Consider the following 16,711-nt stretch of genomic DNA (forward strand, 5'->3'; position numbering starts at 1 on the left):
CGCCAATGACGGAAATTTTTTGCTAACTAATTGGGGGCGGCCTGCTTTCGCGCGAGAGCCTGCCCACAGTTGGACAATTTTGAGAGAGATCTTTCTTTGCGGGGCGCAAGGCGGTCCGTTTGTCTCAAATTGTCTCAAATCACCTGGGGGCCATAAGGACGCGTGTCCTCGAACGCCACCACATCGTGAAAGTGCGTGTAGTCCATCACGCTGACGCCGCCAATATCGGTCATCAGGTCGACATAGCGGTATTGCCAGCGGATATCGGCATCGACCCAGATATGGCGAGCCTGCATGGTCTGCGCGGTGGATTCGTCCGAGCCTTCGATCACCACATGCAGCGATGCGCTCTGGCGCGCGAGCGTTTCGGCGTCGGTGCCGTAGAGCGGGCTCGACTCATCGATCACATGCATCAGGTTCCAGCCGAGCGTAAACAGCGGATGCTCCGAGCGCACCAGCTTGAGATCGTAAATGCGCCGCGCCGTATAGCCCTCCGGCGAGGTTTCGATGCGGATCAGGCGCAGCTTCGCGAAGGCTTCGGCGATCACGTTCTGGCGGGCGTTGGCGGCGCGCACCATCAGCGTCATGCGGCCTTCGAGCGGATGGATCACGGCCTGGCGGGCAAACCAGATCTTTGCGCGCGGGCGCGAGAAGCGCGCGAACACCAGTCCCGTGGCCAAGGCCACGCCCGACATGCCGACGAAAATCTCGAACGTGGCGACGAGGTGCGCGTAGACGGTTTGCGGATGCATGTCGCCGTAGCCCACGGTGGCGAGCGTTTCGACGCTGAAGAAGAACGCGCCCATGAAGCCGTGCGGAAACTGGTTGGCGATGGGGGCGGCGCCCAGTTCATAGAGGCACGCGAACGCGGTATTGAGCACCATGAACAGGCCCGCGAGCGAAGCGAAGAAGGTGGGCCAGCGCATCGTCAGCGCGTAGTGGTAGAAGTCCGTCCAGGTCTGCACCGGCATGCCGTAGACGGTCACTTCGCGTGCGCCCACGCGCACCGCGCGCGCGCCGCGCCTGCGCGCTTTGGGGGGCGCGCAGTCGGCGGGGGGCGTGAGCGAATCGGTGGCGGCTTCGGCGTGGGGTTCTGCTTGTGCTGTGGTCGGCGTTGGCGTCTGTGCGGCGGTGGTGTGTTCGCGCGCGTCGCGCTCGGGCGTTTCGGCTGTCATGGCAATCCCTGCTGCGGGGTCGAATTGCCCGCAAGCGTAGCAATGCCAATGAAGCTGGACAAGCTTGCGCGTGCGAGGCCGGGCTGCGTCGCATCAAGCCGGACTCAGGTGCGGTCCTGAACCGGCGTCCGCACAGCGTTGATCGTCACAGAGACGTCACGCAACCGTCATGGAAACGCGCGCGGTCGGGGAATGCCCGCGCCATGATCGATATCGGCGATGGCCTGACGGCGCGCGGCGTCGATCGCTTCGGCGCTTCGCGGAAAGCCGCTGCTGCCGCCAATCGTGATCCACGGCTGGACGGGTTTGTCGCGATGGGTGATCTGATATTCGGCGTCCCAGCGCGAACCTTGCAGTTCGAGCGGATGCACGTGAATGGCGTAGACGCCATAGAGGAAAAGTTGCTCGGTCATGATCGCCTCCTGACCGTGGTTGTCGGAACTGCCGCACGGGGATGGTGAATCCGGGGGAGATTCGTGCGGCCCAGAACCGGCGCGAGGGACGGGATCGCCGCCCCGCGCGCTAACGGATGTACTGCGGCGGTGCTTACAGCTCCAGCTCGCCCAGCAGGCGATGCGCCAGCGCCTTGGCTTCCTCCAGCGCTTCTTCCGGCGTGCCCGAGGCCGCATCCACTTCGTAGAGGGCGTTTTCGAGCTCCTCACCGTCGTCGCGCGCCAGCGAGACGAGGCCTTGATACTGCCCGGCGTTCATGGGCCGCACCGAGGCGACCGCCGTATAGATCCCCTTCGTGTAGCTGACGTCTTCCATAGCCTGCTCCTCGCGCAAGGAAAACTCATGCTAGCACGTTGATCGCGCGGCTGCGGGGCAGGCTCGTGACGCGGGCGCGGCGCTTTCATGTCACGCTTGCCGATCGGCCAGGGGAGCGCATGGCGCGCGCCCGAGGCGGTTCGTGGGTGCTCAGTCGGCGCTTGGTTGGCGCTCAATCGACGCTCAATCGGCGATCAGCGCAACCACTTCGTCGAGCGTCGGCGAGTACGCGCCGGCGCGGCGGCATGCGGCCGCGCCCGCCGCGAGCGAGAACGCCAGATGCTGCGGCCAGCTGCGCTGCGGCGCGCTCATCAGGCTGAACATCAGTCCGCCGATGGAAGCGTCGCCCGCGCCCACCGTATCCGCGACTTCGACGCGCGGCGGCGCGGCTTCGAACACTTCGTCGCCCACGTAGAGCGTCGCCGCCTGCGCGCCGCGCGTGACCAGCAGCGTCGCGGCGGGATTGAGCGCGCGCATGGCGGCTATCGCTTCCGGCTCGCTTTTGTCGGCGAACAGCATGCGCAGGTCTTCGTCGGAGACCTTGATGAGGTCGGCGAGCGCGGCCATGCGGTGCAGGATCGGCGCGTAACCGTGCGCCATCAGGTTGCGGTAGTTCGGATCGAAGCTGATCTTCACGCCTTGCGCGCGCAGTTCGGCGGCGAGCGTCGCGAGCGTTTCGCCCAGCGGCTGGCGCACGAGGCTGATGCAGCCAAAGTGCGCCCACTTGGCGTGCGTGCGCCAGCCTGCGGGCAGCTTCGCGGGATCGAAGGCGAGATCGGCGCTGTTGTCGCCGATGAAGTAGTACGCGGGCGGATGCGTCTGGTGGACGATGGCCAGCAGCGGCGCGCGCTCGACGCGCTGCATGAAGCGCATGTCGAGACCGGCGGCGACGCTGGCGTTCCAGAGTTCGTCCGAGAAGTTGTCGGTGCCGAGCGCGCCCGCGCAGGCCGTGGGCAGGCCCAGGCGTGCGACCGCGCGCGCGACGTTCCAGCCTGCGCCGCCGGGGTGGGCGCGCCAGTGCGAGTCCGTGCCCGGCGCGCCTGCGGGCGCGTTCGCGCCGTCCGGCGCGGCGCCGCGCACGAGATCGGTGAGGATGTCGCCCGCCGAGATAAACGCGGGGAAGCCGGACGAGAAGTCGGGGCCAGTGCTGCAGGTGCTCATCGCTTGATCCTTCGCTATGTTTCGATATTTCCGCTATTTCCGCTGTGTTTCGCTACATGCCTCCGGTTGCGCCGTTCCGGTCAGACGCTGTCGTCGGTGCCGTTCGCGCGCGCCGGTTCATCGGCGGCTTCATCGGCACGCGCGCGCCCGATCACCGGCGCCATGCCGCGTCCCGGCAGCCCGTTGAGCGCTTCGTAGCAGGCGCCCATGGTGTGATAGTCGGTCTTGCCAGCCGGGCTTTTCTCGTCGCTGTACTTGCGGTTGTCGCAGGTGAGGATGCGATACCACGCGCCATAGCGATGATCGACGAAATGCGCCCAGCTATAGCGCCAGATCTCGTCGTACCAGTCCCAGAAGCGCTCGTTGCCGGTGCGCTTGCCGAGCAGCGCGGCGGTGGCGAACGTTTCGGCCTGCACCCAGAAGTATTTGTCGTGGTCGCAGATGGTGCCGTCCGGGCCGAAGCCGTAATAGAGGCCGCCGTGATCGTTGTCCCAGGCGTGCGCCATCGCCGCGTCGAACAGTTCGATGGCGCGCGGCAGCAGCCACGGCAACGGACGATGTCGCTCCAGAATCAGCAGCAGCTTGGCCCATTCGGTCTGGTGGCCGGGCTGGAATCCCCACGGGCGGAAGATGTTCGAGCTGTCCTCTTCGTTGTAGTGCCAGTCCACCGACCAGTCGGCGTGAAAGTGCTCCCACACGAGTCCCTGCGAGAGCTTCGCCTGGCGCAGCGTGATGTTCGACGCCACGCGCTCCGCGCGGTCGAGATAGACGAGGTGGCCGGTCGCCTCGTAGGCGGCGAGCAGCGCTTCCGTGGTGTGCATATTGGCGTTCTGGCCGCGATAGCCGGACACCACCCAGTCGGCGCTCGCTTCGTCGGCGTAGAGGCCCGCTGCGCCGTCCCAGAAGCGGTGCTCCATCAACTCGAAGGTGGCGGCGATCATCGGCTTCGCTTCTTCGATGCCGGCCATTGCCGCGTGCGCGTACGCCAGCAGCACGAAGGCGAGGCCGTAGCAGTGGCGCGTGGCGTCGAGCACGCGCTTCCTGCCGTCGCGCCAGTCGATCTCCCAGTCGTAGCCCTGATGCTGCGGGTCCCAGTGCGCTTCGCGCAGGAACTGCAGGCCGTGGCGTGCGTAGGCGAGATGCTGGGCGTCGCCGGTTTCGCGATACGCCATCGCGTAATTGAAGACGAAGCGGCAGCTGCTCACCAGATGGCGCGAGTGCGCGTTGTAGACCGAGCCGTCGTCGCGGAAGTAGTGGAAGAAGCCGCCCGAGGCGTCGAACACGTTGGGCGCGTAGAAACGCAGCGTGTCCGCGACATGGCCGAGCAGGAAGGCGCGGTCGCGAAAGCTCGCGACGGCTGGCGCTTTGCTGGCCGCAGCGGCGCTGTCGTGGGCGTGAAGGGTGTCGATGGGCTTCGTCATGGCGTTCTCAGGTTGACTGGGCGTGTGCGGCGAGCGCGTGCGGCGCGGCGTTCGCTGCGTGCGCTGCGTGCGCATTGTGTGGCTGCGTGGCGGTGCTGGCGCGTTCGATCAGCCGCACGGGCAGGACGATTTCCGGCGTCGCGGGCGCTTCTTCGAGCAGCAGTTCCACGCCGCGCCGCCCAAGCGCTTCCTTGTCGACCGCGATGGTCGAGAGCGCGGGCGCGGCATGCGAAGCGCCCGCAATATCGTCGAAACCGATGATCGCGACGTCTTCCGGCACGCGCAGGCCGCTCGCGAGGCACACGCGCATGGCGGCGAGGGCGGCAGCGTCGTTGTAGGCGAACACGGCGTCGGGCGGCGCTTCGCCGCGCGCCCTCGCCGCGTCGAGCAGGCGTTGCATGGCGAGCGTCGCGCCGGTGTCGGGATCGAGCCCGCCGTCGATGGTGATCTCCAGCGACGGATCGAACAGCAGGCCCGCTTCGAAGAAGGCGCGCCGGTAACCGAGCGCGCGCTGCGCGATGCTGTAGTGCGCGAGCGACCCGCCGATAAAGGCCACGCGCCGCCGCCCCATGCCGAACAGATGATGCATGGCGAGCGCCGCGCCCGCGCCGTTGTCGATGTTCACCGAGCGCAGGCCCGGCGCCCACAGGTCGATCAGCACGAGCGGGCGTTGCAGCGCGACCAGCGCGTGCAGCGTTTCGGGCTCGACGAAACCGGCCACGGCGATCGCGTCGGGCGCGTGCAGGCGCAGTTGCTGGATGGTGTCGTCGGCGGGACCGGCGGTGAGCAGGGCGGGCACGATGGCGTGCTCGCGGCAGGCTTGCTCGACGCCGTGCAGGACGTGCGAGAAGAATGGGCTGGCGGAAAAATTGTTGTGCTGACGATGCAGCAGGAAGGTGAGGCGGCGAATGCGCGGGCGCAGTTGCGCGCTGTCGTAGCCGAGCGAGCGCGCGACTTCGACAATGCGCAGGCGCGTGGCCTCGGACAAGCCGGGCTGATTTTTGAGCGCGCGGGACACCGTGCCGATCGACACGTTGGCGGCCTGCGCGACGTCGCGAATGGTTGTCCCCATGGTTCCTGTTTTTGCCCGGTCAGCTTTGCGGCGATTGTATAGTAAAAACATCAGTCCGCAACGTTGCGTCGGCCCGAAAATCCCCCGTAAATACCCGTAAATACAGAGATAAACGTAAAATTACGTGTTTAGTAAAACTAGCTAAACAGACTGGCCGGGAACGCCGGTTGCTCTACGACTCGGGTCATCAATTGAACCTTACGGGGGCATCATGCTCGGCACCTTGCTTCTGGTTATTCTGATCCTGCTGCTGATCGGCGCTTTTCCCGCCTGGCCTCATAGCCGCTCATGGGGCTACGCGCCATCCGGTACGCTCGGGGTCGTCGTCATCGTGGTGGTCGTGCTCGTGTTGATGGGGACGATCTAGCGCTCGCCGCTTCGCGCGGCGCACTGAGAAACGAAAAGAAACGAAAAGGCCGGCGCGGATGGGATCCGCGTCGGCCTTTTTTGATCGGGCGTGGCCCGCCGCGCGTGTTTCGCTTCGCGTTCAAACCTTCAGCGCAAGCGACTCGCAGAGCACGGCCATTTCTGCGCCGCACGATGGCTCCAGAACGAACAGCACGTGATGGCCTGCCGCCAGATCGCTCACACAATCCTCCCCGTTCTGCTCGCTAATCGCCGCACCTTTGGCGTCGTCGCGGCTATTCATCCAGTGCAGCCAGTTGCGAACTTCTGCCAATGAAAACGCGTAGCCTGGCGATATCAGCAGCCTTGACACGACGTTCTGCCCAGCAAAATCAATCAAGCGCTGACGGATCACGCTGGAAAATCTGAGTGCCTCGACTTTGCCTCCTACCCGGCGAAAGCGAAGCTCAAGCGTGCGCAACGAGGGATTGTGTTCTATTCCGATTAGCTCAGCGTCGCGAAAGCTCGGGAATTCTTTGAGATCGCGTATATCGGTGTACGAACCGGTGGCCATATGTGCTCCGAGGACTCGTGGCGGAGCAAAGGAAACGCCGCGCCCGCGCACGCCGTCATCCCAGTCTGGGGCTTGCGTTGCTGAACGCATGAAACCGACGACGTTTTGTGGGGTTCGCGCGCGCGTCGGGGCATTCATCCGGTGGTGTCGACCGCGTCCGACGAAAGGCCGAAATCCACCCTTATCCGTGCGCCAGCGCCGGCAGCAGTTCTGCGCTTTCTCCGCCTTCGATCACCACCAGCCCCGTTGCCTCCTGCTTGGCGCGGCGCTTGGCAATCGCGGCCAGCGAGGCGATCGCTTCGCTGCCGTGCTGCGCGCCACCGCCTGGCGCGATATGCACGCAGCCAATCGCCATGGTCACGAAGCCGAAGAAGGTCGGATGACCCTGGCGGTCCTCGCCGTGGATGCCGCCCGAGAGGCGGTCCACGGGCGCGTAAAACCGCAGCGCCCCGGCGTTGAAGGTTTCGATGGCGCGGCTTGCCCGCTCGCGCCACGTCTCGCTCTGGAACAGGATCAGAAAATCGTCGCCGCCCACATGGCCGAGGAAGTCGCGCGTGGCGTCGCACACATCCGCCAGCACCTGGGCCGCGAACTTGAGCACCTCGTCGCCCTGCCAGTAGCCGTACTGATCGTTGAACGGCTTGAACTGGTTCAAATCGACATAGCAGGCGTGAAAGCCCGCGTCATGCGACAGCAGGCGCTCGATGTGCGAACTGATCGGGATATTGCCGGGCAAAAAGGTGAGCGGATTCGCGTAACGCGCCGCCTGGATGCGCACTTCGGTGACCGCGCGCACGAGGCTCTCGCCGGTGCCGAGCCCCGCGTAACGGCCGTTGTCGGTGATGACGAAACCATCGGCGAGATAGCGTTGATCGTCGCTCGCGAGCAGCGCCGCCATCTGCTCGACGCTCATCGTTTGCTCGATCAGCACCGGCTGCGCATTGGCGAATTGCAGGCAGGCCTTCTTGCCGAACAGCTCGCGGTGATAGGGCAGCGCGTAGCGGTCCATGAAGGCGCGCCGGTTGATCAGCGCGACGGGCGTTTCGCCTTCCACCACGGCGACCGCGTGCAGTTCGGGCATGCGGGTGAAGAGTTCGAGCACGTCGTTATTGGTCGCGCGGCGCGGCAGCGCGGGCGCGTGCACCAGCATCTTCTGCGCGGGCGCGCCGCCGCCTGGGCTCGCGCCGCTGTTGCGCGTGAGCTCGGGAAACACGGCGATGTGCTGCGCGCTGATCGCGGCGCGCACGCGCTCGTCGATCCGCGCGCGCGGCTGCGCCTGCGGGCGGCCGAGGAAAAAGCCCTGGCCGCTTTCAATGCCCATGTCGCGCAGCACCAGCAGATCGGCTTCGTTTTCGATGCCTTCGGCCACGAGCCGCGCGCCGCTTGCCTGCGCGAAATGCTGCATGGCGCGCACGGCCTCGAACTTGAGCGCGGTGTTGGCGATGTCCTGGATGAAGTACCGGTCGATTTTCACGACGTCGGGCTGCAACTGCACCCAGAGGTTCATGCTGGCATTGGCGCTGCCGTAATCGTCGAGCGCGAACTGCGCGCCCGCCGCGCGCAAGGCCGCGACCACCGGCGCGAAATCGCGCAGATCGGCGATGGCGCTTTGCTCGGTCAGCTCGATCACGACGCGATGGGCGTCGATGCGTGCGAACAGCGTGTCCATGCCCATGCTGGCCAGCTGGCAAAGCGCGGTCGCGCTGAAGTTCAGAAACAGCTTGCCGTGGCAGCCGAGCGCGTTGAACGCGTCGATGCAGGCAAGGGCTGCGGCGTGTTCGAGCGCCGTGGTGCAGCCTGCCTCGCTGGCCTGCGCGAACAGCGCGGCGGGCGACTCGAAGGGCGAGCCGGCCGGGCCGCGAATCAGCCCCTCGTAACCGAGAATCGCGCCATCGTCGAAGTCGACGATGGGCTGGAAGACGGCGCGCAGCTGGCGCTGGGCGATCAAGGCCTCGATGCCGGTCGAGGGCGGGGCGCCCTCGTGATGCGTTGGGGCGGACGGCGTGGACGCGCGTGCAGACATGGAAAGAGCCAGGATGGCTTGGACGACGGGAATATCGGCAGCAGCGTCGGACAATTAAATGAACTTTTAATGACAGTTCGAAGAAAAAAGGTGCGAAACGGTGCGAAATGGGTGGGCCAACGTTTGCGCGTTTGTTTGCTGTTGTTTGTTGTTGATTGTTGACGTCCTGCGAACGCGAACAAGCGCGAACCGGGCGAGAGGCGGGGGAGATTCGAAGCGGCCAGGGTGGCCGCTCGATGAGTCAGGCGTGGGGAAGCGGGCGCGAGGCAGCGGGCGCGAGGCAGCCGTAAAAAGGCCGGCTCCCCGTGAGACGTGCCGGTTCTGTTATCGACGGCCTGCCGCCGTCGCACCGCCGTGCGATTCGTCACCGGCTTGTGCTGCGCGTTCCGCGCTCATGTCGCGTGCGCCCCAGCGCTGCGCGAGCGCCGCACACACCATCAGCTGGACCTGGTGAAACAGCATCAACGGCAACACGACCGCGCCCACGGCGTTGGAAGCGAAGATCACTTTCGCCATCGGCACACCCGCCGCGAGGCTCTTCTTCGAGCCGCAGAAAATGATCGTGATCTGGTCGGCGCGCGAGAAGCCCAGCTTCCTGCTCGTGAAGATCGTGATGCCCAATGCGAGCGCGAGCAGCACGCCGTTGACGATCAGCAGCCCGCCCAGCGCCGCGAGCGGCGTGTGGTGCCACAGACCTTCATTGATCGCTTCGGAAAATGCGCCGTACACCACCAACAGGATCGAGCCCTGATCGACGAACTTGAGCACGCCGCGATTGCGTTCGATCCAGCCGCCAATCACGGGGCGCAGCAATTGACCCGCCACGAACGGCACCAGCAGTTGCAGCACGATGTTCCACACCGTATGCCAGGCGGAACTGCCGCCGGCGCTCTGGTTCGTCACCATGAGGCTCACGAGCGCGGGCGTGACGAAGATGCCGATCAGGCTGGACGCCGAGGCGCTGCAAACGGCCGCTGGCACGTTGCCGCGCGCGATCGAGGTAAAGGCAATCGACGATTGCACCGTCGAAGGCAGCGTGCACAGGAACAGCACGCCCATATAGAGCGCGGGCGTGACGAGCGGCGAGAGCACCGGCCTGAGCGCCAGGCCCAGCAGCGGGAACAGGATAAAGGTGCTGGCCAGCACGACCAGATGCAGACGCCAGTGGGTCGCGCCCGCCACGATCGCTTCGCGCGAGAGTTTGGCGCCGTGCAGGAAGAACAGCAGGCCGACGGCAAGATTGGTGAGCCAGTTGAACGCGGTGGCGGCCTGGCCGTGCACCGGCAGCAGGCTCGCGAGGATCACGGTGCCGACGAGGCAGAGCGTGAAGTTATCGGGCAGGAATTTCGGACGTGCCATCGGACAATCTCAAGTGCGCATGTCGGCGCCGGGCGGTGTGCGTCGGCGGACGCAGCACTGCGGGTCATCGGAATATCGGGAAGCCCTTATCGGGAAGCCCATTTTCGGAAAAGCCTATTGTCGGCGCAAGCTCATTGAAAAAGCAAATTCATTCGAGACATCGATTAATGAGTAGTGCGCATGACGGGGCGGGTTTCACGGCGGTTCGCGTGGATCGTCGGAGGGCGCAATGGAGGGATTTTTTCGACCCATCGCCGATCAATCGGTTGCCGTTTATTCGCTTATTCGTCATGCAAAAGACCGCTTCTCAAGTACGACGAAACATGCGCATCGCGATGCGCCGCGAAGGCGCGCCTGTGCAGGCCAACAGGGCTCGTGGGAGCACGAAACAGGCCCGCCCGGCAACCCTCCAAAACCCGAAAAATCGTGCAGTAACATGGTGTTACAACCCTTCCGAGGGCATAACACTTTTTGGCTCGACACCCTGGGCGGCCACCCATAAATTACCGTCAAGGAACTGGCTGGACCATTGTGGCGGCAATCGTTGCGCATCGAGGCTCACCCGTTCCGGGAACTGGCCCGCCTTGGCCCGAATGGCGGGTGGTCATGCGGATCATCGGGCAGGTGATCGACATAATGCGCGCAGGGTTGTTACGGATGGGACAGTGGGTATCAGGGGCCGTTTTGGCTTCCCTGGTCGTGCTCGCCCATGCTCAGCCTTCCTTCGCGCCACATGGCGGCGGTTTTCACGGCGCTGGCGGCAGTTTTGGCCGTGCGCCCATGGTGCGCGAATCGTCGCCCATGCACTGGGGCGGCAGCCATGTTGGCCATTTTGGCGGGAGCATGCAGCTCCGCGCGGTCGAACGCCGCAACAGTCCCGCACCAATGCGCGTGGCCGACCAGGGAAACTGGCGCGAGCGCGGCGCACTCAACGGCGGTGGTCGTCAGGCGCAGCGGCGTGGAGAAACGCCCGGCTTCAGCGCAAATCCCTATGGCAATGGTTTCGGCAACGGCTTCGGCAATGGCTTTGGCGGCTCGCGCGGCCCGATCCAGCCTGTGAGCGCGGAAACGCATCAGGTCCCGCATCCGCCCGCTGATTCGCCCGTACGCACGGGTTCGATTCGCGAGGACGTCGCACGCTACAACGAGGAGCGCGGCACGTTCCGTCCGTACCAGCGCGGTGGCGGCGACGTGCCGCGTCCGCCGATGCCCTCGCCTTACCGCAACTGATTGCAGCGATTCGATTGCAGCGAATCGATCGCTGGAATCGCCATCCAAATGACGATGCTGCACCGCAGCGTATTTTCGCCTTGGCCCGATAAGGCGAACGATTTCGCGCTCAGACGGCAATCTTTCCCTGCCTCACCCCACTTCAGCACCGACGCACCCCGGCGTCCCTCTGCCGCCTAAAACCCGCCTGATTTGCCGGTTTTGCGGGCCAGGCGATTTTTCGCGCTGAAAACTGACGCGTGGATACCACACTTTTTTGGAAATCACTCGTCATACAGAAGGCTTTCGTCATCAAATCCTCCCTTCGCTGTGGCGCTGCGTCAACGGCTTCGCCAGCTAACGCGAAAACCGGGCCAAAGCCCCGTCCATGCGGGCTGCGAGCCCCACGTCGTTCATATTGCAACGCAGCAAAACGAGCTTCGAAAGCGGTCGCGGCAGATTTTGCGGACAACAAACTAATCGGGCCGATATACCGGCGATAACAGCCGATATTTTTGTCCATAAAAATGGTTCGCGAAGATGGTTCCGCCCAGAACGGCCACGTATGCGAACGACCAAAAACAAACGGTTTGCGCGAGCGCCACAGCCGCCAGTCACACTTTTTTGACAAAGACAGGAGAACCCATGATTACAGCCGTCAGCCGCGCGCTGCGCTCCCCGTTGCGTACGACTCTCAAGGCCGGCGCCATTGCCGCCGTGCTCGCCGCCGCATCGTCGTCGGCCTTTGCGCAGTCGAGCGTGCAGCTTTACGGTCAGGTCGACGAGTGGGTCGGCGCCACTCGCTTTCCGGGCAGCCAGACCGCATGGAATGTCAGCGGCGGCGGTATGTCCACGTCCTACTGGGGCTTGAAGGGTTCGGAAGACCTGGGCGGCGGCTTCAAGGCGATCTTCACGCTGGAAAGCTTCTTCCGCGCGCAGAACGGCCAGTACGGACGCTTCGCGGGCGACACCTTCTTCGCGCGTAACTCGTACGTGGGCATCGAATCGCCCTACGGTACGGTGACGGCAGGTCGCCTGACGACGCAACTGTTCGTTTCGACGATTCTGTTCAACCCGTTCATCGATTCGTACACCTTCTCGCCGATGGTGTACCACGTGTACCTGGGCCTCTCGACTTTCCCGACCTACACGACCGACCAGGGCGTGGTGGGCGATTCGGGCTGGAACAACGCGATCCAGTATTCGACGCCGAACTTCAACGGCCTGTCGGGTTCGGTGATGTACGCGCTGGGCAACACGGCCGGCGAAAACGGCAAGAAGAAGTGGAGCGCCCAAGCGCTGTATTTCAACGGCCCGTTTGCAGCCACGGCGGTTTATCAGTACGTCAACTTCAACAACTCGCCGGGCGACATCGGCAGCATCGTGAGCGGCGACACCACCGTGGTCGGTCTGCGCAGCCAGGGCGTGGCGCAAGTTGGCCTGTCGTACGACCTGAAGTACGTGAAGTTCTTCGGCCAGTACATGTACACGAACAACAACAGCGACATCAACAGCTGGCACGTCAACACGGCGCAAGGCGGCGTGTCGGTGCCGGTCGGTCCGGGCACGGTGATGGCGTCGTACGCGTACTCGCGCGACACCGGCGGCCTGAACCAGACGCACAACACGGCAGCGCTCGGCTACGACTATCCGCTCTCGAAGCGCACGGATCTCTACGCGGCCTATATGTACGACCACTACGACAACCTGTCGACGGGCATGACCTACGGCGTGGGTCTGCGCGCGAAGTTCTAGGCGTCCAGCGCTTTCATCGCAACGCCCCGAAAATCCCCCGTGCTGTTCGCAGCGCGGGGGATTTTTCTTTGGCGCGACGCAAAGGTCAATGAAGGCCGAAGCAAGTCAGAAGCTTGCGCGTTTGGCTACCAGGAATTGATAAAGCGCGCACAATATCGGCGATTGTTTCCTGATTCAAATAGACCGAACGAGCAAGAGCAGTACGATGGATACCCTCGTCAGCATGAAAGTTTTCCGGCAAGTGGTGGAAGCGGGGAGCTTCGTCGCGGCCGCCGAGCGCATGGAAATGTCGGCGGCCATGGCCAGCAAGCATGTGATGCACCTGGAGCAGCAGCTTGGCGCGCGTTTGCTGAACCGCACCACGCGCCGCGTCGCGCCGACCGAAGCCGGGCGCGAATACTACGAGCGCGTCGCCCAGGCGCTCACCGAACTCGACGAAGCCGGTCAGGCCGTCGGCGCGGCGAGCGTGGTGCCGCAGGGGCGGCTGCGCGTGTCGTCGCTCACGGCTTTTGGCCTGCGTCATGTGATGGGCGCGGTGGCCGATTACGCGGCGGGCTTCCCGCAGGTGACCGTCGATATCACGCTGTCGGACCGGGTGGTCGAGTTGATCGACGAGGGCTTCGACGTGGCGATCCGCGCCTCGCCTTCGGGGCTGAAATCGTCGTCTCTGATCGCGCGGCCGCTGGCCACCGCCCATATCGTGCTGTGCGCGTCGCCCGAGTATCTGCGCCGCCACGGCGTACCGAAATCAGTCGCCGATCTCGCGAATCACAAGTTCGTGCACTATGCGGGCGCTTCGGCGGCGGAACTCGCGCCGTTCTCGGAATCGGGCGCGCGCCCGAAGCCTGGCGGCAACCTGATCGTCAATCACCTGGAAGCGCTGCGCGTGGTGGTATTGCAGGGCGGCGGGCTGTCGATGCTGGGCACGGAGGTGATCGGCGACGATATCGCCGAAGGCCGTCTCGTGCCCTTGCTCGTCGATGCGTTGCCGCCGCGCGAACTGCCGATCTACGCGGTGTATGCGAGCCGCCGCCACCTGTCGGCGAAGGTGCGCTCGTTCGTGGACTTTCTCGCTGCACGCTTTGGCGAGCGCGCGCTCTGGCCCAACGCCGACGAGATCCGCGCGCTGGCGGCGCGGGCCGCGCAGCGCGCCAAGGTCTAGGGCGCGCTCGATTGCCCTACGGCTTCATGGGGCAATCCCGAGCTTGGCCTTCGCCTCGTCGTATTCGCGCTTCAGGCGCGCGACCAGTTCCGCCACCGAGGGCACGTCGTCCATCAGCCCGACGCCCTGGCCCGCACCCCAGATGTCTTTCCAGGCCTTCGCCTTGTCGCCGCCGAAGTTCATCGCCGATTTATCCGATTCGGGCAGCGCATCCGGGTCTAGTCCTGCATTGACGATGCTCTCGCGGATGTAGTTGCCGTGCACGCCCGTGAAGAGATTGGTGTAGACGATGTCGGCGGATTTGGCATTCAGGATCGCATGCTTGTAGCCCTCCACCGCGTGCGCCTCCTGGGTGGCGATAAAGCGCGTGCCCATGTAGGCGAGATCGGCGCCCATCGCCTGCGCGGCGAGGATCGAGCCGCCGTTCGCGATCGCGCCCGAGAGCACGATCGGGCCGTCGAAGATGCGCCGCACTTCGCCCACCAGCGCGAACGGCGAAGTCGTGCCCGCATGGCCGCCCGCGCCCGCGGCCACCAGGATCAGCCCGTCCACGCCCGCTTCCAGCGCCTTGCCCGCGTGACGCAGATTGATGACGTCGTGCAGCACGATGCCGCCGTAGCTGTGCACCGCGTCGAGCAGTTCCCTCGGCGGCGCGCGCAGGCTGGTGATGAAGATCGGCACGCGATGCTGCACGCACACGCGGATGTCATGCTCCAGCCGCGCATTCGACTGATGGACGATCTGGTTGACGGCGATCGGCCCGATCTGGGCGTTGGGATTGGCGGCCTTATGCGCGGCCAGTTGCTCCTGGATCTGCGTGAGCCACTCGTCGAGCAGCTCGGCGGGACGCGCGTTGAGCGCCGGGAACGACCCGACGATGCCGGCCTTGCACTGCGCGAGCACCAGCTCGGGATAACTGACGATGAACATCGGCGAAGCGACCACGGGCAAGCTCAGATTCTGCAGGACGGCGGGCAAGGCCATAGCGGTGTCTCCTGGGCGCGGCGTAAGCGCTGATGGAATCGACTCGAAAGCGCGGGCTTGAAAACGGTCGTTCGATTATAGGCGGCGGGTGGTGCGCGCACGCTTGATGCGCGATTCGAGGGAGTGTTCGGTTTCTAGCGCTATGGGCCCCAAAGCACGGTTTGCGGCTGCGCTCGCCTCATACAATGGCAGCACACGCACACTAACAGGGACAGGGGAGAGACAAATCATGCCGTTTGAGGGATACACGCCTTTCACCGTCCGCACTGCAGGCGGCGCCGAAATCAACGGGATGCGCGGCGGCGAAGGCCCGCCGCTGCTGCTCCTGCACGGCCATCCGCAGACGCACATGATCTGGCATCGCTGCGCGCCGGATCTGGCGAAGCACTTCACCGTGATCGCCACCGACCTGCGCGGCTACGGCGATTCGTCGAAACCGCCCAGCGACGCCACCCACGCCGCCTATTCGAAGCGCGCCATGGCCGCCGACCAGGTCGAGGTCATGAAGCACTTCGGCTTCGAGCGCTTCCTGGTGTGCGCGCACGATCGCGGCGCGCGCGTGGCGCACCGCATGGCGCTCGATCATGCTGATGCCGTCGAGCGTCTCATGCTGCTGGACATCGCGCCCACGCTCGCCATGTACGAGCAGACCGATCGCGAATTCGCCACGCTCTATTTCCACTGGTTCCTGCTGATCCAGCCCGAGCCGCTGCCCGAAGCGCTGATCGGCGCGAATCCGGATGCCTATATCGAACGCGTGATGGGCGGCCGCCACGCCGGTCTCGCGCCGTTCGCGCCCAAGGCGATGGGCGCGTATCGCGCGGCGCTGCGCCAGCCGGGCGCGGTGCATGCGATGTGCGAGGACTACCGCGCATCCGCGACCATCGACCTCGAACACGACCGCGCCGATATCGAGCGTGGCCACAAGGTGGGCTGCCCGCTGCGGGTGCTGTGGGGCGAGCATGGCGTGATCCAGCGCTGCTTCGATCCGCTCGCCGAATGGCGCAAGGTCGCGCGCGACGTGAGCGGCCGCGCGCTGCCGTGCGGTCACTACATTCCTGAGGAAGCGCACGAAGCGCTGGTTGGAGAAATGCTGGCGTTCTTCGACGCCACGGAGCGCTAAGCCACGCTTCAGACGAGCGGTGGCAGACGGCGCGGCACCGGGGTCGTCTTGACGATGGCGGTGCTGGTTTCGGCGCGCTCGGTGACCTTGGTGAGGATGTCGTCGAGCTGTTCGATCGAATGCAGATAGAGGCGGGCGATGAAGCAGTCGTCGCCCGTTACCTTGTCGCATTCGATGAATTCGGGAATACGGCGCAGCATCTCCTCCACCAGATGCAACTGGCCCGGCAGCGGCTTCACGCGCACGATTGCCTGCAGCGTATAACCGAGCGCGCGCGGATCGATCCGCACCGTATAGCCGCCGATCACCCCCTGCGCTTCGAGCCTGCGCATGCGCTCCGTGGTGCTGGGCGCCGAAAGCCCGATCTGGCGCGCCAGATCGCTCACGCTGGCGCGCGCATCCTCCGCGAGCGCCGCAAGCAAGGCGCGATCGATCTCATCGAGGGGCGCCGGCGCGGGTGAGGACGACAGCGTCGATCCGTTCGTGCGCTTGTTCATGAGTTTGTTCATGAGTTCGCTCATCCATAGGCCGTATCACCTTCGATTTTAAGGCGAATGAAGAATTTTGCCTTGTTTTTGCC

At 64.9% G+C, this 16,711-nt stretch carries 16 protein-coding genes; 5 read left to right on the forward strand and 11 right to left on the reverse strand.

Annotation, left to right across the window (positions count from 1 at the left end):
- Positions 1-134 precede the first annotated feature (134 nt).
- From F4827_RS04670 to F4827_RS04695, 6 genes are all read right to left on the reverse strand, one after another.
- On the reverse strand, positions 135-1,175 hold the full coding sequence (locus tag F4827_RS04670) for an ion channel (RefSeq protein WP_183722178.1): 1,041 nt from the start codon (positions 1,173-1,175) through the stop codon (positions 135-137).
- 167 nt (positions 1,176-1,342) lie between these two features.
- Positions 1,343-1,588 carry a hypothetical protein gene (locus tag F4827_RS04675; RefSeq protein WP_183722182.1) on the reverse strand — a complete coding sequence of 82 codons (246 nt, stop codon included), beginning with the start codon at positions 1,586-1,588 and terminating at the stop codon, positions 1,343-1,345.
- A 133-nt stretch (positions 1,589-1,721) separates the two neighbouring features.
- A complete protein-coding gene (locus tag F4827_RS04680; protein ID WP_183722185.1) occupies positions 1,722-1,943 on the reverse strand; it encodes a hypothetical protein in 222 nt (73 codons plus the stop codon).
- Positions 1,944-2,126: 183 nt separating this feature from the next.
- Entirely contained in the window at positions 2,127-3,104 is a 978-nt protein-coding gene (locus tag F4827_RS04685; protein WP_183722187.1) for a carbohydrate kinase, read from the reverse strand.
- A gap of 80 nt (positions 3,105-3,184) precedes the next feature.
- Positions 3,185-4,525, reverse strand: a complete 1,341-nt coding sequence (locus F4827_RS04690; protein WP_260174968.1) for an AGE family epimerase/isomerase — start codon at positions 4,523-4,525, stop codon at positions 3,185-3,187.
- A gap of 7 nt (positions 4,526-4,532) precedes the next feature.
- The gene (locus F4827_RS04695) at positions 4,533-5,597 is read right to left on the reverse strand and encodes a LacI family DNA-binding transcriptional regulator (protein WP_183722190.1); all 1,065 of its coding nucleotides are present in this window, start codon (positions 5,595-5,597) and stop codon (positions 4,533-4,535) included.
- Between the two features lie 211 nt (positions 5,598-5,808).
- Between F4827_RS04695 and F4827_RS04700 the strand changes: the two genes are divergently transcribed.
- Positions 5,809-5,964, forward strand: coding sequence for a DUF3309 family protein (locus tag F4827_RS04700; RefSeq protein WP_103702607.1), 156 nt, complete (start codon positions 5,809-5,811; stop codon positions 5,962-5,964).
- A gap of 120 nt (positions 5,965-6,084) precedes the next feature.
- On the opposite strand, the gene F4827_RS04705 is transcribed toward F4827_RS04700, so the two are convergent.
- From F4827_RS04705 to F4827_RS04715, 3 genes are all read right to left on the reverse strand, one after another.
- Positions 6,085-6,516, reverse strand: coding sequence for a hypothetical protein (locus tag F4827_RS04705; protein ID WP_183722193.1), 432 nt, complete (start codon positions 6,514-6,516; stop codon positions 6,085-6,087).
- 181 nt (positions 6,517-6,697) lie between these two features.
- A complete protein-coding gene (locus tag F4827_RS04710; protein WP_183722196.1) occupies positions 6,698-8,539 on the reverse strand; it encodes a phosphodiesterase in 1,842 nt (613 codons plus the stop codon).
- Positions 8,540-8,863: 324 nt separating this feature from the next.
- On the reverse strand, positions 8,864-9,898 hold the full coding sequence (locus F4827_RS04715) for a bile acid:sodium symporter family protein (RefSeq protein WP_183722199.1): 1,035 nt from the start codon (positions 9,896-9,898) through the stop codon (positions 8,864-8,866).
- 684 nt (positions 9,899-10,582) lie between these two features.
- Between F4827_RS04715 and F4827_RS04720 the strand changes: the two genes are divergently transcribed.
- From F4827_RS04720 to F4827_RS04730, 3 genes are all read left to right on the forward strand, one after another.
- The gene (locus tag F4827_RS04720) at positions 10,583-11,128 is read left to right on the forward strand and encodes a hypothetical protein (protein ID WP_260174970.1); all 546 of its coding nucleotides are present in this window, start codon (positions 10,583-10,585) and stop codon (positions 11,126-11,128) included.
- Positions 11,129-11,752: 624 nt separating this feature from the next.
- Positions 11,753-12,862 carry a porin gene (locus F4827_RS04725; protein ID WP_183722205.1) on the forward strand — a complete coding sequence of 370 codons (1,110 nt, stop codon included), beginning with the start codon at positions 11,753-11,755 and terminating at the stop codon, positions 12,860-12,862.
- Positions 12,863-13,067: 205 nt separating this feature from the next.
- Positions 13,068-14,024, forward strand: a complete 957-nt coding sequence (locus F4827_RS04730) for a LysR family transcriptional regulator (RefSeq protein ID WP_183722208.1) — start codon at positions 13,068-13,070, stop codon at positions 14,022-14,024.
- Between the two features lie 24 nt (positions 14,025-14,048).
- Here the strand turns inward: F4827_RS04730 and F4827_RS04735 are convergent, their stop codons facing one another.
- On the reverse strand, positions 14,049-15,008 hold the full coding sequence (locus tag F4827_RS04735; protein ID WP_183722212.1) for a nitronate monooxygenase family protein: 960 nt from the start codon (positions 15,006-15,008) through the stop codon (positions 14,049-14,051).
- Between the two features lie 229 nt (positions 15,009-15,237).
- On the opposite strand from F4827_RS04735, the gene F4827_RS04740 reads away from it, so the two are divergent.
- Positions 15,238-16,131 (forward strand): alpha/beta fold hydrolase, encoded by an 894-nt coding sequence (locus F4827_RS04740; RefSeq protein WP_183722215.1) that lies wholly within the window; start codon positions 15,238-15,240, stop codon positions 16,129-16,131.
- An 8-nt stretch (positions 16,132-16,139) separates the two neighbouring features.
- On the opposite strand, the gene F4827_RS04745 is transcribed toward F4827_RS04740, so the two are convergent.
- Positions 16,140-16,640, reverse strand: a complete 501-nt coding sequence (locus tag F4827_RS04745; RefSeq protein ID WP_260174972.1) for an Lrp/AsnC family transcriptional regulator — start codon at positions 16,638-16,640, stop codon at positions 16,140-16,142.
- Positions 16,641-16,711 lie beyond the last annotated feature (71 nt).

It is taken from the genome of Paraburkholderia bannensis (assembly GCF_014200455.1).
Classification (GTDB): domain Bacteria; phylum Pseudomonadota; class Gammaproteobacteria; order Burkholderiales; family Burkholderiaceae; genus Paraburkholderia; species Paraburkholderia bannensis_A.